Genomic DNA, 21,401 nt, shown 5'->3' with positions numbered 1-21,401 from the left:
CAGAATCAGGTCAGGACACAACGCGTGCGATTATTTGCTCAACTAAGCTGGTATTTCCGTCGGGAATGGCGTCGCTATCTCGGGGCTGTGGCCTTGCTTGTCATTATCGCGATGCTGCAACTGGTTCCGCCGAAAGTGGTCGGTATTGTTGTCGATGGAGTGACGGAACAACACTTTACTACCGGGCAGATCCTGATGTGGATCGCCACCATGGTGCTGATTGCAGTCGTGGTTTATCTCCTGCGTTACGTCTGGCGCGTACTGCTGTTTGGCGCGTCTTATCAACTGGCTGTTGAACTGCGTGAAGATTATTACCACCAGCTAAGCCGCCAGCATCCAGAATTTTACCTGCGTCATCGCACGGGCGACCTTATGGCTCGTGCGACCAATGACGTCGATCGGGTCGTGTTTGCTGCCGGGGAAGGGGTGCTGACGCTGGTGGATTCACTGGTGATGGGCTGCGCAGTGTTGATTATGATGTCAACGCAAATTAGCTGGCAGTTGACCTTATTCGCACTATTACCGATGCCAGTGATGGCAATCATGATTAAGCGCAACGGCGATGCTTTGCATGAACGCTTTAAGCTGGCGCAGGCGGCATTTTCCAGTCTCAACGATCGCACCCAGGAGAGCCTCACTAGTATCCGCATGATCAAAGCCTTTGGTCTGGAAGATCGCCAGTCGGCGCTATTTGCCGCAGATGCTGAAGACACTGGCAAGAAAAACATGCGTGTGGCGCGTATTGATGCCCGTTTTGATCCGACAATCTATATCGCGATTGGCATGGCGAATTTGCTGGCGATTGGTGGGGGAAGCTGGATGGTGGTGCAGGGCAGCTTAACGCTGGGACAGCTCACCAGTTTTATGATGTATCTGGGGTTAATGATTTGGCCGATGCTGGCGCTGGCCTGGATGTTTAACATTGTGGAACGTGGCAGCGCGGCATATAGCCGTATTCGGACGATGCTGGCTGAAGCACCGGTGGTGAACGATGGTAGCGAACCAGTGCCGCAAGGGCGTGGCGAACTGGATGTAAATATTCGCCAGTTTACTTATCCACAAACTGATCATCCTGCGCTGGAGAATGTCAGTTTTGCACTCAAACCCGGTCAGATGCTGGGTATTTGCGGGCCGACCGGTTCTGGCAAAAGTACCCTGCTGTCACTCATTCAGCGTCATTTCGACGTCAGCGAGGGGGATATTCGCTTTCATGATATTCCCCTGACGCAGCTTCAACTCGATAGCTGGCGTAGCCGCCTGGCGGTGGTCAGCCAGACGCCGTTCCTTTTTTCCGACACCGTGGCGAATAACATCGCGCTGGGTTGCCCGAATGCCACCCAGCAAGAGATTGAACACGTAGCGCGGTTAGCCAGCGTACATGACGATATTTTGCGTCTACCGCAAGGTTACGACACTGAAGTGGGCGAGCGCGGCGTGATGCTTTCCGGTGGGCAAAAGCAGCGTATCTCTATTGCTCGTGCGTTATTAGTCAACGCGGAAATCCTTATTCTGGATGATGCGCTTTCGGCGGTGGACGGACGCACAGAGCACCAGATCCTGCATAACCTGCGTCAGTGGGGGCAGGGGAGAACGGTGATTATCAGCGCCCATCGACTTTCTGCACTGACAGAAGCCAGTGAAATAATTGTGATGCAACACGGACACATCGCCCAGCGTGGCAATCATGATGCGCTGGCGCAACAAAGCGGCTGGTATCGCGATATGTATCGCTATCAACAACTGGAGGCGGCGCTCGACGACGCTCCGGAAATTCGCGAGGAGGCCGCCGATGCGTAGTTTTAGCCAACTGTGGCCGACTCTCAAGCGCCTGTTAGCGTATGGTTCGCCGTGGCGTAAACCGCTGGGGATTGCGGTTCTGATGATGTGGATTGCGGCGGCGGCAGAAGTCAGTGGACCGCTACTCATCAGCTATTTCATCGATAATATGGTGGCAAAAAATAATCTGCCGTTGAAAGTGGTTGCCGGTCTGGCGGCGGCGTATGTTGGGCTGCAACTGTTTGCCGCTGGACTGCACTACGCACAGTCGCTGTTGTTTAATCGGGCGGCGGTTGGCGTGGTACAACAGTTGCGAACGGATGTGATGGATGCTGCGCTACGCCAGCCATTAAGCGAGTTTGATACCCAGCCGGTCGGTCAGGTGATTTCCCGCGTCACTAATGACACTGAAGTGATCCGCGACCTCTACGTTACCGTAGTGGCAACTGTCCTGCGCAGCGCCGCACTGGTGGGTGCGATGCTGGTGGCAATGTTCAGTCTCGACTGGAGAATGGCACTGGTGGCGATAATGATTTTCCCGGTGGTGCTGGTGGTGATGGTGATATACCAGCGTTACAGTACGCCGATTGTCCGCCGTGTTCGCGCCTATCTGGCGGATATTAACGACGGCTTTAACGAAATTATCAACGGCATGAGCGTTATCCAGCAATTCCGTCAGCAGGCGCGATTTGGCGAACGTATGGGTGAGGCCAGTCGTTCACACTATATGGCGAGGATGCAAACCCTGCGCCTCGACGGTTTTCTGCTGCGTCCCTTGCTGAGTTTGTTTTCATCGCTCATTCTTTGTGGCTTGTTGATGCTGTTTGGCTTCTCCGCCAGCGGCACCATTGAAGTGGGCGTGCTGTATGCGTTTATCAGCTATCTTGGGCGGCTTAACGAACCCTTAATCGAACTGACCACGCAACAGGCGATGCTGCAACAGGCTGTGGTGGCGGGTGAACGCGTGTTCGAACTGATGGATGGGCCGCGTCAGCAATATGGCAATGATGATCGCCCGTTACAGAGTGGCACCATCGAAGTCGATAACGTGTCATTTGCTTATCGCGATGACAATCTGGTACTGAAGAACATTAATCTCTCTGTGCCTTCGCGTAACTTTGTGGCGCTGGTGGGGCATACCGGCAGCGGTAAAAGTACCCTCGCCAGTTTATTGATGGGCTATTACCCGCTAACGGAAGGTGAGATTCGTCTCGACGGTCGTCCATTAAATTCGCTAAGTCACAGCGCATTACGCCAGGGTGTGGCGATGGTACAGCAAGATCCGGTGGTGCTGGCGGATACTTTCCTCGCCAACGTGACGCTGGGGCGCGATATCTCCGAAGCGCGCGTCTGGCAGGCACTGGAAACCGTGCAACTGGCGGATCTGGCGCGCAGCATGAGCGACGGTATTTATACGCCGCTGGGCGAGCAGGGGAATAATCTTTCCGTCGGGCAGAAGCAACTGCTGGCGCTGGCGCGCGTGCTGGTGGAGACGCCGCAAATCCTGATCCTTGATGAGGCAACCGCCAGTATCGATTCCGGTACTGAACAGGCGATCCAGCACGCACTGGCGGCGGTGCGTGAACATACCACGCTGGTGGTGATTGCTCACCGCTTATCGACTATTGTTGATGCCGACACCATTCTGGTGCTTCATCGTGGGCAAGCCGTGGAGCAGGGCACTCACCAGCAGCTGCTGGCGGCCCAGGGACGCTACTGGCAGATGTATCAACTGCAACTTGCGGGCGAAGAGCTGGCAGCCAGCGTGCGTGAAGAGGAATCATTGAGCGCCTGAATAGCGCAATATTTCATCGTTGGTGCAAAAATGTAACGCACTGTGCACTGTTATAGTGCGGTTCTATAGATGACAAAGCTTCAAAAGGATTCGGGCTGTCCCCTCGCCCCTCAGGGAGAAGGTTAGGGTGAGGGGGATCAGGCCAGCGACTGTGCGATTAATTACCCTCACCCCGGCCCTCTCCCTGAAAGGGCGAGTGAGAAAAGCGCGCTTAGGTTGGCCATTAAGCCAGTTTGTCAGTATTCCCTTTCTATCCACCTTCCTGCCAACTATCCCTTCGTTTTTCATTTCTGGCACACCGCTTGCAATACCTTCTTCGTGTAGCAGAACCATTACCGAATTCTGACCGGAGGGGATCTATGAAGCTGGTGACCGTGATAATCAAACCATTCAAGCTGGAAGATGTTCGTGAAGCGTTATCTTCCATTGGTATTCAGGGCCTGACCGTCACCGAAGTGAAAGGTTTCGGGCGTCAGAAAGGACATGCCGAGCTGTACCGGGGGGCGGAATACAGCGTCAACTTCCTGCCAAAAGTAAAAATTGATGTGGCGATTGCTGATGACCAACTCGATGAAGTGATCGATATCGTCAGCAAGGCGGCTTACACCGGAAAAATTGGCGACGGCAAAATCTTCGTCGCTGAATTGCAACGCGTCATTCGTATTCGTACCGGCGAAGCCGACGAAGCGGCGCTGTAATCTCTGGCACACAGCTACAGGAACGAAAAATGAAGATAGCGACGATAAAAACTGGGCTTGCTTCACTGGCGATGCTGCCGGGACTGGTAATGGCTGCACCTGCGGTGGCCGATAAAGCCGACAATGCGTTTATGATGATCTGTACTGCGCTGGTGCTGTTTATGACTATTCCGGGGATTGCCCTGTTTTACGGTGGGTTGATTCGCGGCAAAAACGTGCTGTCGATGCTGACGCAGGTGACGGTGACGTTTGCACTGGTCTGTATTCTCTGGGTGGTTTACGGCTACTCGCTGGCGTTTGGTGAGGGCAACAACTTCTTCGGGAACATTAACTGGCTGATGCTGAAAAACATCGAACTGACGGCGGTGATGGGCAGCATTTATCAGTATATCCACGTAGCGTTTCAGGGATCGTTTGCCTGCATTACCGTAGGCTTGATTGTTGGGGCGCTGGCGGAACGAATCCGCTTCTCAGCTGTGTTGATTTTCGTGGTGGTATGGCTGACGCTCTCTTACATTCCGATTGCGCATATGGTGTGGGGCGGTGGTTTGCTGGCTTCTCACGGTGCGCTGGATTTCGCGGGTGGCACGGTGGTGCACATTAACGCCGCAATCGCCGGTCTGGTGGGCGCGTATCTGATAGGAAAACGCGTGGGCTTCGGTAAAGAGGCGTTTAAACCGCACAACCTGCCGATGGTCTTCACCGGGACTGCCATTCTCTATATCGGTTGGTTTGGCTTTAACGCCGGGTCAGCGGGCACGGCGAATGAAATCGCGGCACTGGCATTTGTGAATACGGTGGTCGCAACGGCGGCGGCAATTCTTGGCTGGATCTTCGGTGAATGGGCGCTGCGTGGTAAGCCTTCTCTGCTGGGAGCGTGTTCTGGCGCGATTGCCGGTCTGGTCGGCGTGACGCCAGCGTGCGGCTACATTGGGGTTGGCGGCGCGTTGATTATCGGCGTGGTAGCTGGTCTGGCGGGCTTGTGGGGCGTTACCATGCTCAAACGCTTGCTGCGGGTGGATGATCCCTGCGATGTCTTCGGTGTGCACGGCGTTTGTGGCATTGTCGGCTGTATCATGACCGGGATTTTTGCCGCCAGTTCGCTGGGTGGTGTGGGCTTCGCCGAAGGTGTGACGATGGGGCATCAGCTGCTGGTACAGCTGGAAAGCATCGCCATTACGATTGTCTGGTCCGGTGTGGTGGCATTTATTGGCTACAAACTGGCGGATCTGACGGTTGGCCTGCGTGTGCCGGAAGAACAGGAGCGCGAAGGGCTGGACGTCAACAGCCACGGCGAGAATGCCTATAACGCGTAACAAGCACTGCAAAAAACAGCCGGACGGTTTTCACCTCCGGCTATTTTTTTAATTGTGATTACGCATCACCCCTTCCTGAACGGTCGAGGCAACCAGTACGCCGTCCTGGGTATAAAACTCACCGCGCACAAAGCCGCGTGCGCTGGAAGCAGATGTGCTCTCCACGCTATACAACAGCCATTCGTTCAGATTAAACGGACGATGGAACCACATCGAATGGTCGATGGTGGCAATCTGGATCCCCGGCTCGAGAAAACCGATGCCGTGCGGCTGCAGGGCAACAGGCAGGAAGTTAAGATCAGAAGCGTAACCGAGTAAGTACTGATGAACGCGCAGATCATCTGGCACGCTACCATTTGCGCGGATCCATACCTGACGATGAGGTTCTGCGACGTGACCTTTCAGCGGGTTATGAAATTCCACCGGACGGACTTCCAGCGGACGATCGCAGATGAATTTATCTTTCAACACTGGCGGCAGCAGGTGCGCCAGCGATTGGGCGATTTGCGTTTCTGAAGGCAGACCATCAGGTGCTGGTGCGGGCGGCATTGCTTTTTGGTGCTCGAATCCGGTCTCTGGTGCCTGGAAAGAGGCCGTCATATAAAAAATCGGTTTACCGTTTTGAATAGCAGCAACCCGACGGGCGCTGAAGCTGTTACCGTCACGCAGCGTTTCAACATCATAAATAATCGGCTTTTTACTATCGCCTGGGCGAAGAAAGTAGCTGTGAAACGAATGTACCAGACGCTCTTCAGGGACAGTTTCTTTTGCAGCATACAAGGCCTGACCCACAACCTGGCCACCAAAGACCTGGCGTAAACCTAAATCTTCACTCTGGCCGCGAAAGAGTCCTTCCTCAATTTTTTCCAGATTTAACAATGTCAGTAAATTTTTTAGCGCCTGACTCATATAACTCTCCAGTAACAAAGCTGCCGCAGCAAGCCAAAGTGAGTTGAGTATAACGCAATTTTGGTACTGGTCCGATGGGTGCAATGGTCTGAATTACGGGCTAAATGCAGGCGTTAATACGTGACATGTGCCACACTTATTGACGTTACTATTTTGTTAACTACTCTTCCGGCGAGGAAAGTTAGCCCGCTGGTGCATTGATAATAAGGAGAAGTGAATGAAACTCGTGCACATGGCCAGTGGTTTAGCGGTTGCGATTGCGTTGGCGGCTTGCGCGGATAAAAGCGCGGATATCCAGACGCCAGCACCGGCTGCAAATACGTCTATTGCAGCGACACAGCAACCTGCTATACAACAACCGAATGTTTCCGGTACGGTCTGGATCCGTCAGAAAGTCGCACTGCCGCCTGATGCTGTGCTGACCGTGACACTTTCTGACGCGTCGTTAGCGGATGCGCCTTCTAAAGTTCTGGCGCAGAAAGCAGTACGTACCGAAGGTAAACAGTCACCGTTCAGTTTTGTTCTGCCATTTAACCCGGCAGACGTTCAACCGAACGCACGTATCCTGTTGAGTGCGGCGGTTACCGTGAACGACAAACTGGTGTTTATCACCGATACCGTTCAACCGGTGATCAATCAGGGCGGAACCAAAGCTGACCTGACATTAGTGCCGGTTCAGCAAACCGCCGTGCCGGTTCAGGCCAACGGTGGTGCGACGACTACCGTACCTTCGACTTCACCAACTCAGGTGAATCCGTCTTCGGCAGTTCCGGCCCCTACGCAATACTAAGCGCCATTAACCCTCTCCGCCTGGAGAGGGTTAATAGTCCCAGCGATAACGCTGTAAGTCGATTTGCCCGCTTCCCGATACCATCACGCCTTCTGCCAGTAATGCCTGCCGTTGACGCTGCAAATCCGGGCCGGTTAACGAAATTGTGCCGTGACGATTAACCACCCGATACCAGGGGAGGGTGCTGCCTTCGGGGAGACGCTTTAACACTCCACCGACCTGGCGTGCGGCGCGGGGTGATCCCGCCAGTTTCGCGACATCGCCGTAAGTGGTGACGTAGCCTTTGGGAATAGCGGCGACGATTTGCCAGACGCGTTGGGGAAATGAATCTTCTTTTTCCATCTTTTCTTCCTGAGGTAATTTTTCAGCATAATCTGGAAAAACGCCAGAGTGAAGCCGCATTGCGCAAGAAACCAGCATCCGGCACGCAATGGGTTGCAATTAGTAGGGGCAGCAGTGATAATGCGCCTGCGCGTTGGTTCTCAACGCTCTCAATGGGGGCTCTGTTGGTTCTCCCGCAACGCTACTCTGTTTACCAGGTCAGGTCCGGAAGGAAGCAGCCAAGGCAGATGACGCGTGTGCCGGGATGTAGCTGGCAGGGCCCCCACCCATTTCTGCTCCCGCCGTTTCGTCAAAAAATCCTAATATGGCTAAACTTTAACCACGACTGACGCCGCAAGAATTGTCTGGCTGCGCAGTACGCTTCGGAGGTATTTCTGATGAAGTATGTTGATGGTTTTGTGGTTGCTGTTCCTGCCGAAAATAAAGATGCCTATCGAGAAATGGCCGCAAAGGCCGCGCCACTGTTTAAAGAGTTTGGCGCGCTTCGCATTGTTGAATGTTGGGCCAGCGATGTGCCAGACGGCAAAGTGACCGATTTTCGCATGGCAGTGAAAGCGGAAGAGAATGAGGAAGTGGTGTTTAGCTGGATTGAATATCCTTCAAAAGAGGTCCGCGACGCTGCCAATCAAAAAATGATGTCTGACCCACGAATGAAAGAGTTCGGCGAATCAATGCCGTTTGATGGCAAACGGATGATTTACGGCGGGTTTGAGTCAATCATCGACGAGTAGCGTGACGGGCTGTGCGGCGTGCCGCCAGCCCCCAAAATTTACAGATGGTATTCTGCCCAGCGTATGAAATCTTCTTTTGGCAACGCTTTGCTGTACAGCCAACCCTGACCGTAATGCACGCCATGCTGACGTAGCCACTCTTCCTGTTTATCCGTTTCGATCCCTTCCGCCACCATTTTCAGTTTCAACGTTTTTGCCATTTCGATGATATGTGGTGTGACGTTTTTATATTCCAGCGCATCAACGAAAGATTTATCGATCTTCAGAATGTCGACATCCAGATCCTGTAAATAACTTAAACTTGAATACCCCGTACCAAAATCATCGAGATAAATTTCATGGCCCGCCCCCCGGTAGCGAGAAATTATCGGGGCGCTGGTTTTCGGAGCGGCAAACTCACGTTCAGTGAGTTCAAGAGCGATCTGTTTGGGGTTAACCTGGTAGTGATTGATCATATCTCGCAGCAGTTGCGGAATTTTTTCCGAGGCGAGCACGGTGGATTCAAGATTGATGGAAATATGTTGTTCCGGGTGCTGTCGCAGCCAGTCGCCCATATCTTCAAACACGTTTCTTATAATCAGCAGCGTCAGTGGCTCAGAAAGACCCGTTTGCTGTGCCAGCGGAATAAAACTATCTGGCGACAACCAACTACCGTCTGTCTGCGGCCAGCGCGCCAGTGCTTCAGCTCCGACAATTTTGCCATTGGCTAAGGAGACAATCGGCTGGTAGTGCACGCAAATATCACGATTTTCGATGGCATCCTGCAGGCGATGATGCGGAGACTGGATACGGCGCAAAATGCGCAACACAAACATTGCTGCCAGCAGGCCAATTAACAACCCTACAGGCAACCAGATAAAGACCTGCCGATGCCAGCCTTTTTGCAACATTTTCGTTGAAGCCCAGGTGATGATGGAAATATTCATCTCCGGGAAGGGCAGAATATCGTAAATGATCCCATTATTTTCGATATGCTCACCGGGGGTTTTTTGCAGTTGGGTAATAATACCCCGGGCAATTTCGTCGCTGCTGGTTATGACTATATTATGGGCATTGCCAATAATAGCGGCATCAATTTGCCATGAGCTATAAGGAATCACGTCGATAAAGGAAGCGGGGTCGATCATCACTACATAATGTGCGGTTCCCATAGCAACCATGTAACGGGTAATACCTAAGTCATTGTGTGAGGTTAACCAGACCCGATAACCATCTTTTGAAATCTTCCCCGGCTCCGGGAAGGTATCCGGTGGGCTTTCATGTTCCAGAGAAGAGCATTGGGGAACGTTGTTATCGATATAAACCACTTCCTGAATATAGCGATAGCTGTATGAAACCCGGCGCATTTCCATGAGATGCTCTTCACTACAGGCTCCGCCTTGCCATCTTTCCAGCTCTTGTAGTGCATCTTTCCCTTGCGTCGCCACTTTATTGGCCCGAATAGCGACGCGGGAGGAATAGGTATTCAGCTCTTCAACAAACAACGTTTCTACCTGCTGATGGGCCAGCCAGATGCTTAAGCCGACAGGCAGCAGTACTGAAAGAATCAGTACTCCCGAAATCAGGCCGACCAGATGTCGTGTTCTCACCAGCATGTCCTTATTAACACAGTGTAGGGAAAGTATATCTGATTGTGAAAAAAGGCTGGCAGGAGATAAGTGGGTAAGGTCAGTATTTCATGAAATGATGGGTGGCAACGATCCTTGTCAATTGACCAGGCGCAGAGCTTACGCCTGGTGTGAAATCCTGACTTAAGATGTTGATTCGGCGCGAGCCAGGGTGAAAATATCGTAAAAAGACAGCTCACCTTTACGGGCGATCATTTTTTGCAACTGTTCTTTGTGGATATTCGCGACACGCGGCGAGTTCAGTATGGTTTCAACCAGCGCAGCAGGGACAAAGCGCGTGTTATACCATTCGCCGTTATAGCAAACGCGAAAATCCAGTACGTCGATATCTTCGTAGCGGTAGCGTGGGTAGACATCAAAAAAGAAGAAACCGTTGAGCAGGATGAATAACACTATCAGGAGCCAGACTGAACCTGACAGCGTTTCGGACTGCAACATCACTGCCAGCGTGGCAAAAAAGGCAACGTACATGCCAATAAACAGCCCCGGATGTTTGCGGATAAAACTGATACTAAAGCGGGGCTTGTTGTCGCGTTTTTCGCGCGTATTCAGAGATTCAATTGTTTCGGTCAGCAGGCGTTGTATTTCGGTCATCTTTTGCCTTCGTGGTATCTGCAACTCTCCAGGGAACACCCTATTTTAACGTGGGAATGATATGAGAAAAGTAACAGATTAACTACAATTTTGCATAACAGTTGCAAATTGTAGTTACAGTTTTTTAATGACTCTGGCCGGGTTACCGCCTACGACAACATTATCAGGAACATCTTTGGTGACGACGGCTCCTGATGCCACTACGACGTTATCGCCAATAGTAACCCCCGGGTTAATGATGGCACGACCACCAATCCAGACGTTGTTACCGATAGTCACCGGTTTCCCTAGTTCAGCACCGCTATTACGTGCTACGGGATCGACAGGATGGGTCGCGGTATAAATATGGACGCCAGGCGCCAGCATACAATTATCGCCTATACGAATAGGGCAGACATCAAGCATCACGCAATCGAAGTTCGCGTAAAACCCTTTACCGAGAAAAATGTTATAGCCATAGTCGCAGCGAAAGGAGGGCTCAATATGCGCATCCGCAACCTGACCGAGTAAATCGGTGAGGATTTGTTGGCGTAATGATTGATCTTCCGGCAAGGAATGATTGTATTGGTGAATAAGCTGACGAGCGCGCAGGCGATCGCGAGATAAAGTCTCATCTGCCGAGCGATACAACTCACCAGCAATCATCTTTTCTTTTTCTGTGCTCATTACTGACGACCCGGTTGCTGGAATTGGGGCAACACAGTAATACGAAATGTCAGTGATGAGAACGTTCCCGTTACCTCTGTGTGACGGAGGTCACACGCGGCATGTCGTCATAGTAAAAATAAAATATGTCTAATAAACAGATGGTTATAGTTCAGGGGTTATACTGTTTAATTATCGAATAAATTTCCACACCGAGGAAGGGATCTTGTCGTAAAGCTTATTCATGGTCAATTCTGCAAGACGGTGATCTGCGGCTGAGTAAAATACCGCCAGTTCATTATCTGATAATTCGTATTTATTTTTCTCGATAACACGTTCCAGCGTGTCAATTGTCTGACAACGACGCAAACGCATCAAATAATCGGTTTTCGTTAAAGGCTTATCGGACATACTTCTACCCATGGTTGTAATAATTAGAACAAGATAAACTCGCAGGATTCTCTTTAGTGGCGTTCACAAAACAACGGAACAGTCGGTTACCTGACTTCCGCCATTTCTGGAGATCCTGCATATTAATACCATAACTACTGAACAACATAAAGGTGTCGTCCAGATATTCATCTATCTGCTCAATGAGCTTATTGTCTTCATTATACTTAATTTTGTAATTAAGTGCGAAGGTCGCAATATGCTCAATGAGTTCATTAAGCTGCAGATTGATAGCCGAGGTAGGGTCGTTAACCCAACCATGATTGCTTTCTTCAAGGTTTGCAAGACAGTCATGATACAGGGTTTCGCAGAGAAATTTAAGCTGTGCAATATCATGTCTTTTTGGTGAGTATTCATCCATAACGCGTCCCCTTCTTAGTGGTTGAACTAACGGACACCTTTCGGGGTGGGAAAACCTACTGACCTGGACTTGCCCTCACAGTTGTTAGATTAACTATAATCCACTCTATGAAGGTTTTCATCGCATTATTACGAAAAATTACAATTAGTGGGAGGAGGGGGAAAAGGCTTACTTTTTCACCCTGCATCAACCACGTAAAGGCTAAAGCAGTTTGTTTGATGCTATTCATAACGTAATCAGGATCCTTGCGTCGGGGGTGATAAAATGAGACGGGAATTTGTCACACTAATACCCAGGATTACTCTGATTATGATGTAATTGATATGAATAAATAAAGGATTGCCGCAAATAATTAAGAATAGCCTCTAGATGTCTATGGGTTATTATACCTATTGCTACCACTTAATATAAATTAACTAACAATAAGCATTTTTTATGAATTTTATGTAGCGTTAAAACTAACTTCCGTTTGTGAGCTTAGCTGTAAACATTGTTATTTTAAGATTATACGTATTAAAAAGGCCGCTTACGCGGCCTTAGTGATTACGAGATCTATCAATGATGATCGACAGTATGGTTATGTTCGATATCTTCATTCTTGCGACTAAAGCGGCGGCGAACCACCACAAAGAACACCGGAACGAAGAAGATTGCCAGTACTGTTGCCGTCACCATCCCGCCCATTACGCCGGTCCCTACTGCGTTTTGTGCGCCGGAACCAGCACCAGTGCTGATAACCAGCGGCATAACGCCGAGGATAAATGCCAGTGAGGTCATCAGGATTGGGCGTAAACGCATACGCACCGCGTCCAGAGTTGCTTCAATCAGACCTTTACCTTCTTTATCCATCAAGTCTTTGGCGAATTCGACGATAAGTATCGCGTTCTTCGCCGACAACCCAATGGTTGTAAGCAGGCCCACCTGGAAGTATACGTCATTGGTTAAGCCACGGAAGGTGGCTGCCAGCAACGCACCGATAACCCCCAGCGGAACAACCAGCATAACGGAGAACGGAATCGACCAGCTCTCATACAGCGCCGCCAGACACAGGAACACCACAATCAACGAAATTGCGTACAGCGAAGGCGCCTGGTTGCCAGAGAGACGTTCCTGATAGGACATCCCCGTCCAGTCGTAGCCAACCCCCGTAGGCAGTTTGCTCGCCAGTTGTTCCATCAACGCCATCGCTTCACCGGTACTCTTACCCGGTGCCGCCTGACCTAAGATCTCCATGGATGGCAGACCGTTGTAACGTTCCAGACGTGGCGAACCGTATTCCCAACGGGAAGAGGAGAACGCCGAGAATGGCACCATCTGACCATTAGCAGCGCGGACATACCAGTTACCGATATCTTCCGGCAACATGCGGTATTTCGCTTCTGACATCACGTAAACTTTCTTCACACGACCACGGTCGATAAAGTCGTTCACGTAGCTGCCGCCCCATGCAGCACCCAGAGTGGTGTTAATGTCGTTGATAGAAACACCCAGCGCCTGAGCTTTTTCCTGGTCGATATCAATCTTAAACTGCGGCGTGTCTTCCAGACCGTTTGGACGCACGCTGGTCAGCAGATCAGGATGTTTCGCTGCTTCGCCCAGCAACTGGTTACGTGCCTGAGTCAGTTTTTCGTGACCGAGGCCGGCCTGGTCAATCAACTCAAAGTCAAAACCGGTTGCCGTACCCAGTTCCACAATCGCAGGCAGGTTAAAGGCGAACACCATCGCATCTTTAATCTGCGAGAAGGCGCGCGTTGCACGCGTGGTAATTGCTTCAACTTTGTTCTCATCACCCGGACGGTCAGCCCAGTCCTTCAACGAAACGAACGCAATACCTGTGTTCTGACCACGTCCCGCAAAGCCGAAGCCGTTAACGGCGAACACCGATTCAACGTTGTTCTTTTCTTTGGTCAGATAGTAATTCGTCACTTCGTTGAGCACTTTCTGCGTGCGTTCCTGCGTTGCGCCTGCAGGCAGCTGAACCATGGTCATAAATACGCCCTGGTCTTCATCCGGCAAGAAGGAGCTTGGCAGACGCACAAACAGATAGGCCATGCCGACCACGATGATCAGATACAGCACCAGATAACGCCCCGTACTGCGCAGAATACCGCCTACGCTGTCGGTGTAGTGGTGCGTGCTCTTCTCGAACATGCGGTTAAACCAGCCAAAGAAGCCTTTTTTGCCTTCACCGTGATCGCCTTTAGCGATAGGTTTCAGCATGGTCGCACAAAGCGCCGGAGTCAGGATCAATGCCACCAGTACTGACAGTGCCATTGCCGAAACAATGGTAATGGAGAACTGACGATAGATTGCACCAGTCGAACCGCCGAAGAAGGCCATCGGTACGAATACCGCAGAGAGCACCATCGCAATACCAACCAGCGCGCCCTGAATCTGCCCCATCGATTTACGAGTGGCTTCTTTCGGCGGCAAACCTTCTTCCGCCATCACACGTTCCACGTTTTCTACGACAACGATGGCGTCATCCACCAACAGGCCGATAGCGAGCACCATCCCGAACATCGTTAGCGTGTTTATCGAGAAGCCAAAGGCTGCAAGGACCGCAAAGGTTCCCAGCAATACCACCGGTACGGCAATGGTTGGAATCAACGTCGCGCGGAAGTTCTGCAAGAACAGATACATTACCAGGAACACGAGGATGATCGCTTCAACCAGCGTTTTAACCACTTCGTGAATGGAGATTTTCACGAACGGCGTAGTATCGTACGGGTAAACGATTTTCAGACCTGACGGGAAGAACGGCTCCATCTTCGCCAGTTCAGCACGGATAGCCGCAGCCGTATCCAGCGCGTTCGCACCGGTCGCCAGTTTGATACCCAGACCAGAAGCGGGTTGTCCGTTAAACTCCGCGATGATGTCGTAGTTCTCACCACCCAGCTCAATTTTCGCCACATCACGCAGCAGTACGCGGGAACCGTCCTGATTCACTTTCAGTAGAATTTTGCCGAACTCTTCAGTGGAGGTCAGACGCGTCTGAGCAATAATAGAGGCGTTAAGCTGCTGGCCTTTCACCGGCGGCGTACCACCGAGCTGACCGGCTGCGACCTGGGCGTTCTGTGCTTTGATAGCGGTAATGACATCAACCGGCGTTAACTGGTATTTGTTCAGCTCATTCGGGTTCATCCAGATACGCATTGCATACTGTGAACCGAACAGCTGAACGTCACCGACGCCTGATGTACGGCTGATGGCATCTTTCATATTCGCCGCTACGTAGTCGGAGATATCCTCCTGCGTCATGGAGCCATCGGTGTTGATAACGCCGACAACCATCAGGAAGCTACTGGAAGATTTCTCAACGCTCACCCCTTGCTGCTGTACTTCCTGCGGCAGTAATGGCATCGCCAGTTGCAGTTTGTTCTGCACCTGAACCTGCGCAATATCCGCATCAGTACCTGACTCAAAGGTCAGGGTGATCTGCACAGTACCCGTGGAGTCACTGTTGGAGGACATGTACATCAGGTTATCGATACCGTTCATATTCTGTTCGATAACCTGTGTAACAGTATCCTGCACTGTTTTTGCATCAGCGCCAGGATAGGAAGCGGAGATCGTTACTGCCGGCGGTGCAATCGTAGGATATTGCGCCACCGGCAGTTTGAGGATCGCCAGCCCCCCTGCCAACATGATGATGATGGCGATCACCCACGCAAAAATCGGGCGATCAATAAAGAAATTAGGCATGTCTTAACGGCTCCTGTTTAAGTTAAGACTTGGACTGTTCAGGCTGAGCACCGCTTGCGTCTTGCTGGTTGTTATCAGCGGTTATCTCTTGTGCTTTCACCTGGACACCAGGACGCACTTTCTGCAGCCCACTTACTACTACTCGTTCGCCTGCTTTCAGACCCTCAGTCACCAGCCACTTATCGCCAATGGCCTGGCTTGCGACGATCGGACGAGTTTCCACTTTGTCATCCGCGCCAACGACCAGTACGGTAGCTTCGCCGCGTGGTGTACGAGTTACACCTTGTTGCGGGACTAAAATAGCGTTTGGATTAAGCCCTTCTTCCAGACGTGCGCGCACGAACATACCCGGCAGCAGGGTGTGATCTGGGTTCGGGAAGATAGCGCGTAAAGTGATAGAACCGGTGGTCTGATCAACGGTAACGTCAGAGAACTCCAGCGTACCGTCCTGCGGGAACTTAATGCCGTCACTGGTGATCAGCGACACTTTGGCTTTACCGTTCTCTTGCTTCAGTGTGCCGTTGGCGAGTTCTTGTTTCAGACGCAGGAAATCGTTACTGGACTGAGTAACATCAACGTAGATCGGATCCAGTTGCTGCACGGTCGCCAGTGCAGTTGCCTGACCGTTTTGCACCAATGCGCCTTCCGTCACGTTCGATTTACCAATACGGCCGGTAATCGGAGAGGTGACTTTGGTGTAAGCCAGATTGATGCGCGCGGTTTCAACAGCCGCTTTCGCCGCAGTGACAGCCGCATTTGCCTGTTGCGCATCAGCCAGCGCCTGATCGTACTCTTGCTTACTGATGTACTGAGTACCCAGCAGCTTCTGGTAACGATTAACAGTCAATTGCGCGATATTGGCTGCTGCCTGCGCTTTAGCCAGATCGCCTTTTGCACTGTCGTACGCCGCCTGATAGGTCGCAGGATCAATCTGATAGAGAGAGACACCTGCTTCGATGTCGCTACCTTCTTTGAAATTACGCTTCAGGATAATCCCGCTAACTTGAGGACGAACTTCTGCGATCCGGTAGGCACTGGTGCGACCCGGAAGCTCGGTTGTGATCTGCAGAGGTTCAGTTTTGACTGTTACTACCCCAACAGCGGGCATCTGCTGGCCACCTTGTTGGGCCTGTTTGTCGTCACATCCTGTAAGCGCTAAGCTGCCTGAGAGCATCAGAACGATCGCCAGAGGCGTAAACCCTCTGTTTTTGTTCATATGTAAACCTCGAGTGTCCGATTTCAAATTGGTCAATGGTCAAAAGTCGATAAACCCATTGCTGCGTTTATATTATCGTCGTGCTATGGTACATACATTCATAAATGTATGTAAATCTAACGCCTGTAAATTCACGAACATATGGCACGAAAAACCAAACAAGAAGCGCAAGAAACGCGCCAACACATCCTCGATGTGGCTTTACGTCTTTTCTCACAGCAGGGGGTATCATCCACCTCGCTGGGAGAGATTGCAAAAGCAGCAGGCGTTACGCGTGGTGCAATCTACTGGCATTTTAAAGATAAGTCGGATTTGTTCAGTGAGATCTGGGAGCTGTCAGAATCCAATATTGGTGAACTAGAGCTTGAGTATCAGGCAAAATTCCCTGACGATCCACTCTCAGTATTAAGAGAAATACTAATTCATGTTCTTGAATCGACGGTGACAGAAGAGCGGCGTCGATTATTGATGGAGATTATTTTCCACAAATGCGAATTTGTCGGGGAAATGGCTGTTGTTCAACAGGCACAACGTAATCTCTGTCTGGAAAGTTATGACCGTATAGAACAAACGTTAAGACATTGTATTGAAGCGAAAATGTTGCCGGCAGATTTAATGACGCGTCGCGCAGCAATTATTATGCGCGGCTATATTTCCGGCTTAATGGAAAATTGGCTCTTTGCCCCGCAATCTTTTGACCTCAAAAAAGAAGCCCGCGATTACGTTGCCATATTGCTGGAAATGTATCTTCTTTGCCCTACGCTTCGTACACCAGCCAGCAACGAAAAATCCTGAATCAGACTCCAGGATTTTTCCTGGACATTTTCGCTGTTGCTATTCTGGTTCTCTACGCCGTGCTATTCTAGCCGCTTGACTATTTCAGGTCGTTCTTCAGGTTCAGAAACCTTCATTCATCATGACTATGTTCCAGTATTACAAACGATCACGGCATTTTGTTTTTTCAGCATTTATTGCTTTTGTTTTGGTCTTGTTATGCCAGAACACGGCCTTTGCGCGGGCGTCATCGAATGGTGATCTACCGACGAAAGCGGATCTACAGGCACAACTTGACTCGCTTAATAAACAAAAAGATCTTTCTGCTCAGGACAAACTGATTCAGCAGGATCTGACAGACACATTAGCCACTCTCGATAAAATCGACCGAGTAAAAGAAGAGACGGTTCAGCTACGACAAAAAGTGGCTGAAGCGCCAGAAAAAATGCGCCAGGCGACCGCAGCGTTAACCGCACTTAGCGATGTGGACAACGACGACGAAACGCGCAAAATTCTGAGCACGCTTTCGTTGCGCCAACTGGAAACTCGCGTTGCTCAGGCGCTGGACGATTTGCAAAACGCACAAAACGATCTGGCGTCTTATAACAGCCAGTTAGTTTCTTTACAGACGCAGCCTGAACGCGTGCAAAATGCGATGTATACAGCCTCACAGCAGCTGCAACAAATTCGCAGCCGCCTGGATGGCACGGAAGTCGGTGAGACAGCCTTACGTCCCAGCCAGAAAGTGCTGATGCAGGCGCAGCAGGCTTTGTTGAATGCCGAGATTGATCAGCAACGTAAAAGCCTTGAAGGGAACACTGTCTTACAGGATACCCTGCAAAAGCAACGCGATTACGTGACGGCGAACAGCACTCGTCTGGAACATGAACTGCAACTATTGCAGGAGGCGGTGAACAGCAAGCGTCTGACATTAACTGAAAAAACGGCGCAGGAAGCGGTAACGCCGGACGAAGCTGCGCGTATTCAGGCTAATCCGCTGGTGAAACAAGAGCTGGAAATTAACCAGCAGTTAAGTCAGCGTCTGATTAGCGCCACTGAAAACGGCAATTTGTTGATGCAGCAAAACATCAAAGTCAAAAACTGGCTGGAGCGGGCGCTGCAATCGGAACGCAATATCAAAGAGCAGATTTCTGTCCTGAAGGGCAGCCTGCTGCTGTCACGTATTCTTTATCAGCAACAACAAACGCTGCCCTCGGCGGACGAACTGGAAAATATGACCAACCGCATTGCGGATTTGCGTCTCGAACAGTTCGAAGTGAACCAGCAGCGTGACGCACTCTTCCAGAGCGATGCTTATGTCGCCAAACTGGAAGAGGGTCATGCGAATGAAGTCAACGACGAAGTTCGTGACGCATTGTTGCAAGTGGTTGATATGCGTCGCGAATTGCTGGATCAGCTTAACAAACAGTTGGGCAACCAACTCATGATGGCCATTAACCTGCAAATCAACCAGCAACAGTTAATGAGCGTATCGAAAAACCTGAAATCCATCCTGACCCAGCAAATTTTCTGGGTGAACAGTAACCGCCCGATGGACTGGGACTGGATTAAAGCGTTCCCACAAACGCTGCAGGATGAATTCAAGTCAATGAAAATTACGGTGAACTGGGAAAAAGCCTGGCCTGCCGTCTTTATCGCTTTCCTCGCTGGTTTGCCGCTGCTGCTGATTGCCGGGTTGATTCACTGGCGTCTTGGATGGCTGAAAGCGTATCAACAAAAGCTGGCTTCCGCCGTAGGTTCCCTGCGTAACGACAGCCAGCTCAACACACCAAAAGCGATCCTTATCGATCTGATCCGCGCGCTGCCGGTGTGTCTGATTATTCTCGCCGTCGGTTTAATTCTGCTCACCATGCAGCTCAACATCAGTGAACTACTGTGGTCGTTCAGCAAAAAACTGGCGATTTTTTGGCTGGTATTTGGTCTGTGCTGGAAGGTGCTGGAGAAAAATGGCGTTGCTGTTCGTCACTTTGGTATGCCGGAACAGCAGACCAGCCACTGGCGTCGGCAAATTGTCCGCATCAGCCTCGCGTTGCTGCCGATCCATTTCTGGTCTGTGGTGGCAGAACTCTCCCCACTGCATCTGATGGATGATGTACTGGGGCAGGCGATGATTTTCTTCAACCTGCTGCTGATTGCCTTTCTGGTGTGGCCGATGTGCCGCGAAAGCTGGCGTGATAAAGAGTCGCACACCATGCGTCTGGTCACCATTACCGTGTTGTCGATTATCCCGATTGCGCTGATGGTGCTGACCGCCACGGGTTATTTCTACACCACGCTGCGCCTCTCCGGGCGTTGGATTGAAACCGTTTATCTGGTGATCATCTGGAACCTGCTGTACCAGACCGTACTGCGCGGATTAAGCGTGGCGGCACGGCGTATCGCCTGGCGTCGTGCGCTGGCGCGTCGGCAGAATCTGGTGAAAGAGGGGGCCGAAGGAGCCGAACCGCCGGAAGAACCCACCATTGCACTGGAGCAGGTTAACCAGCAGACGCTGCGTATTACCATGCTGCTGATGTTTGCACTGTTTGGTTTGATGTTCTGGGCGATTTGGTCCGATTTGATCACCGTGTTCAGCTATCTCGACAGCATCACACTGTGGCATTACAACGGCACTGAAGCCGGGGCTGCGGTGGTGAAAAGCGTCACTATGGGCAGTCTGTTGTTTGCGATTATCGCATCGATGGTTGCCTGGGCGCTGATCCGCAACCTGCCTGGTTTGCTGGAAGTGCTGGTGCTCTCGCGGTTGAACATGCGCCAGGGCGCGTCGTACGCCATTACCACCATCCTTAACTACATCATCATTGCCGTTGGTGCGATGACAGTGTTTGGGTCGCTTGGTGTGTCATGGGATAAACTCCAGTGGCTGGCTGCGGCATTATCTGTAGGTCTGGGTTTTGGTTTACAAGAGATCTTCGGTAACTTCGTTTCTGGTTTGATCATCCTGTTCGAACGTCCGGTGCGCATTGGCGATACGGTAACTATCGGTACTTTCTCCGGAACGGTCAGTAAGATCCGTATTCGTGCAACGACTATTACGGACTTCGATCGCAAAGAAGTGATCATCCCGAACAAAGCGTTCGTAACCGAGCGTCTGATCAACTGGTCGTTAACCGACACCACCACTCGTCTGGTGATCCGTCTGGGTGTGGCTTACGGTTCTGATCTGGAAAAAGTACGCAGAGTCCTGCTTCAGGCAGCGACTGAGCATCCAAGGGTGATGCACGAACCGATGCCGGAAGTCTTCTTTACTGCGTTTGGCGCCAGCACGCTGGATCACGAGCTGCGCCTGTACGTTCGTGAACTGCGCGACCGTAGCCGTACTGTCGATGAACTGAACCGTACTATCGATCAGTTGTGCCGTGAAAACGACATCAACATTGCCTTTAACCAACTTGAAGTGCATCTGCATAACGAGAAGGGCGATGAAGTGACGGAAGTGAAACGAGACTACAAAGGCGACGATCCGACGCCTGCGGTAGGGTAATAACGAAAGGGGCGGCATTTAGCCGCCCCCGAGATTGCTGACAAAGTGCGCGTTGTTCATGCCGGATGCGGCGTGAACACCTTGTCCAGCCTACAAAACCGCGAAAATTCAATATATTGCAGGAGTAGTGTAGGCCTGATAAGCGTAGCGCATCAGGCAATTTTGC

At 51.1% G+C, this 21,401-nt stretch carries 17 protein-coding genes and 1 other RNA gene; 9 read left to right on the top strand and 9 right to left on the bottom strand.

From position 1 onward, the window contains the following. Positions 1–24: 24 nt before the first annotated feature. The 4 genes from A7589_RS04545 (at position 25) to amtB (ending at position 5,585) form a co-directional block, all read left to right on the top strand. Positions 25–1,797: a SmdA family multidrug ABC transporter permease/ATP-binding protein gene (locus tag A7589_RS04545; protein WP_001235591.1), complete on the top strand. Its 1,773-nt coding sequence runs from the start codon at positions 25–27 to the stop codon at positions 1,795–1,797. Next, complete coding sequence (locus A7589_RS04540; RefSeq protein ID WP_001256162.1) at positions 1,790–3,571, top strand: SmdB family multidrug efflux ABC transporter permease/ATP-binding protein; 1,782 nt, start codon at positions 1,790–1,792, stop codon at positions 3,569–3,571. The genes A7589_RS04545 and A7589_RS04540 overlap by 8 nt, the downstream gene beginning before the upstream one ends. A 359-nt stretch (positions 3,572–3,930) precedes the next feature. Further along, positions 3,931–4,269, top strand: a complete 339-nt coding sequence (glnK, locus tag A7589_RS04530) for a P-II family nitrogen regulator (protein WP_000780338.1) — start codon at positions 3,931–3,933, stop codon at positions 4,267–4,269. 29 nt (positions 4,270–4,298) lie between these two features. After that, positions 4,299–5,585, top strand: coding sequence for an ammonium transporter AmtB (gene amtB / locus A7589_RS04525; protein WP_000685029.1), 1,287 nt, complete (start codon positions 4,299–4,301; stop codon positions 5,583–5,585). Positions 5,586–5,633: 48 nt separating this feature from the next. On the opposite strand, the gene tesB is transcribed toward amtB, so the two are convergent. Next, positions 5,634–6,494 (bottom strand): acyl-CoA thioesterase II, encoded by an 861-nt coding sequence (gene tesB, locus A7589_RS04520; RefSeq protein ID WP_010351654.1) that lies wholly within the window; start codon positions 6,492–6,494, stop codon positions 5,634–5,636. A 217-nt stretch (positions 6,495–6,711) separates the two neighbouring features. On the opposite strand from tesB, the gene A7589_RS04515 reads away from it, so the two are divergent. Further along, entirely contained in the window at positions 6,712–7,284 is a 573-nt protein-coding gene (locus A7589_RS04515) for a YbaY family lipoprotein (RefSeq protein WP_105282606.1), read from the top strand. A gap of 30 nt (positions 7,285–7,314) precedes the next feature. On the opposite strand, the gene A7589_RS04510 is transcribed toward A7589_RS04515, so the two are convergent. Then, positions 7,315–7,626 (bottom strand): MGMT family protein, encoded by a 312-nt coding sequence (locus A7589_RS04510; RefSeq protein WP_000409916.1) that lies wholly within the window; start codon positions 7,624–7,626, stop codon positions 7,315–7,317. 162 nt (positions 7,627–7,788) lie between these two features. Here A7589_RS04510 and ffs point away from each other — a divergent pair. Together ffs and A7589_RS04500 are read left to right on the top strand one after the other, a co-directional pair. Beyond that, positions 7,789–7,885, top strand: an RNA gene (ffs, locus tag A7589_RS04505) — signal recognition particle sRNA small type. 118 nt (positions 7,886–8,003) lie between these two features. Further along, complete coding sequence (locus A7589_RS04500; RefSeq protein WP_000878148.1) at positions 8,004–8,357, top strand: DUF1428 domain-containing protein; 354 nt, start codon at positions 8,004–8,006, stop codon at positions 8,355–8,357. A 38-nt stretch (positions 8,358–8,395) separates the two neighbouring features. On the opposite strand, the gene pdeB is transcribed toward A7589_RS04500, so the two are convergent. From pdeB to acrA, 7 genes are all read right to left on the bottom strand, one after another. Further along, positions 8,396–9,946: a cyclic di-3',5'-guanosine monophosphate phosphodiesterase PdeB gene (gene pdeB, locus A7589_RS04495; protein ID WP_108188743.1), complete on the bottom strand. Its 1,551-nt coding sequence runs from the start codon at positions 9,944–9,946 to the stop codon at positions 8,396–8,398. 162 nt (positions 9,947–10,108) lie between these two features. After that, positions 10,109–10,579: a YlaC family protein gene (locus A7589_RS04490; RefSeq protein ID WP_010354104.1), complete on the bottom strand. Its 471-nt coding sequence runs from the start codon at positions 10,577–10,579 to the stop codon at positions 10,109–10,111. A 114-nt stretch (positions 10,580–10,693) separates the two neighbouring features. Beyond that, on the bottom strand, positions 10,694–11,245 hold the full coding sequence (gene maa / locus A7589_RS04485; RefSeq protein WP_000102547.1) for a maltose O-acetyltransferase: 552 nt from the start codon (positions 11,243–11,245) through the stop codon (positions 10,694–10,696). Between the two features lie 171 nt (positions 11,246–11,416). After that, the gene (hha, locus tag A7589_RS04480; protein WP_001280991.1) at positions 11,417–11,635 is read right to left on the bottom strand and encodes a hemolysin expression-modulating protein Hha; all 219 of its coding nucleotides are present in this window, start codon (positions 11,633–11,635) and stop codon (positions 11,417–11,419) included. A 4-nt stretch (positions 11,636–11,639) separates the two neighbouring features. Continuing rightward, a complete protein-coding gene (tomB, locus tag A7589_RS04475) occupies positions 11,640–12,035 on the bottom strand; it encodes an Hha toxicity modulator TomB (protein ID WP_000344801.1) in 396 nt (131 codons plus the stop codon). 555 nt (positions 12,036–12,590) lie between these two features. Further along, a complete protein-coding gene (acrB, locus tag A7589_RS04470) occupies positions 12,591–15,740 on the bottom strand; it encodes an efflux RND transporter permease AcrB (RefSeq protein WP_001132458.1) in 3,150 nt (1,049 codons plus the stop codon). 22 nt (positions 15,741–15,762) lie between these two features. After that, entirely contained in the window at positions 15,763–16,956 is a 1,194-nt protein-coding gene (gene acrA, locus A7589_RS04465) for a multidrug efflux RND transporter periplasmic adaptor subunit AcrA (RefSeq protein WP_010354108.1), read from the bottom strand. Between the two features lie 141 nt (positions 16,957–17,097). Between acrA and acrR the strand changes: the two genes are divergently transcribed. Together acrR and mscK are read left to right on the top strand one after the other, a co-directional pair. Then, the gene (acrR, locus tag A7589_RS04460; RefSeq protein ID WP_000101733.1) at positions 17,098–17,751 is read left to right on the top strand and encodes a multidrug efflux transporter transcriptional repressor AcrR; all 654 of its coding nucleotides are present in this window, start codon (positions 17,098–17,100) and stop codon (positions 17,749–17,751) included. Between the two features lie 121 nt (positions 17,752–17,872). After that, the gene (gene mscK, locus A7589_RS04450) at positions 17,873–21,235 is read left to right on the top strand and encodes a mechanosensitive channel MscK (RefSeq protein WP_000177767.1); all 3,363 of its coding nucleotides are present in this window, start codon (positions 17,873–17,875) and stop codon (positions 21,233–21,235) included. Positions 21,236–21,401: the final 166 nt, after the last annotated feature.

It is taken from the genome of Escherichia sp. MOD1-EC6475, from assembly GCF_003046645.1.
GTDB lineage: Bacteria > Pseudomonadota > Gammaproteobacteria > Enterobacterales > Enterobacteriaceae > Escherichia > Escherichia ruysiae.
This window is presented reverse-complemented; position numbering and strand designations above follow the sequence as displayed.

What these genes read in the sequence shown, in the direction of transcription:
- acrB (WP_001132458.1), bottom strand. Translation starts at nt 15,740, where the DNA reads ATGCCTAATTTCTTTATTGATCGCCCGATTTTTGCGTGGGTGATCGCC.
- mscK (WP_000177767.1), top strand. Translation starts at nt 17,873, where the DNA reads ATGACTATGTTCCAGTATTACAAACGATCACGGCATTTTGTTTTTTCA.
- maa (WP_000102547.1), bottom strand. Translation starts at nt 11,245, where the DNA reads ATGAGCACAGAAAAAGAAAAGATGATTGCTGGTGAGTTGTATCGCTCG.
- acrR (WP_000101733.1), top strand. Translation starts at nt 17,098, where the DNA reads ATGGCACGAAAAACCAAACAAGAAGCGCAAGAAACGCGCCAACACATC.
- A7589_RS04515 (WP_105282606.1), top strand. Translation starts at nt 6,712, where the DNA reads ATGAAACTCGTGCACATGGCCAGTGGTTTAGCGGTTGCGATTGCGTTG.
- A7589_RS04490 (WP_010354104.1), bottom strand. Translation starts at nt 10,579, where the DNA reads ATGACCGAAATACAACGCCTGCTGACCGAAACAATTGAATCTCTGAAT.
- A7589_RS04510 (WP_000409916.1), bottom strand. Translation starts at nt 7,626, where the DNA reads ATGGAAAAAGAAGATTCATTTCCCCAACGCGTCTGGCAAATCGTCGCC.
- amtB (WP_000685029.1), top strand. Translation starts at nt 4,299, where the DNA reads ATGAAGATAGCGACGATAAAAACTGGGCTTGCTTCACTGGCGATGCTG.
- hha (WP_001280991.1), bottom strand. Translation starts at nt 11,635, where the DNA reads ATGTCCGATAAGCCTTTAACGAAAACCGATTATTTGATGCGTTTGCGT.
- A7589_RS04540 (WP_001256162.1), top strand. Translation starts at nt 1,790, where the DNA reads ATGCGTAGTTTTAGCCAACTGTGGCCGACTCTCAAGCGCCTGTTAGCG.
- tesB (WP_010351654.1), bottom strand. Translation starts at nt 6,494, where the DNA reads ATGAGTCAGGCGCTAAAAAATTTACTGACATTGTTAAATCTGGAAAAA.
- A7589_RS04500 (WP_000878148.1), top strand. Translation starts at nt 8,004, where the DNA reads ATGAAGTATGTTGATGGTTTTGTGGTTGCTGTTCCTGCCGAAAATAAA.
- glnK (WP_000780338.1), top strand. Translation starts at nt 3,931, where the DNA reads ATGAAGCTGGTGACCGTGATAATCAAACCATTCAAGCTGGAAGATGTT.
- tomB (WP_000344801.1), bottom strand. Translation starts at nt 12,035, where the DNA reads ATGGATGAATACTCACCAAAAAGACATGATATTGCACAGCTTAAATTT.
- acrA (WP_010354108.1), bottom strand. Translation starts at nt 16,956, where the DNA reads ATGAACAAAAACAGAGGGTTTACGCCTCTGGCGATCGTTCTGATGCTC.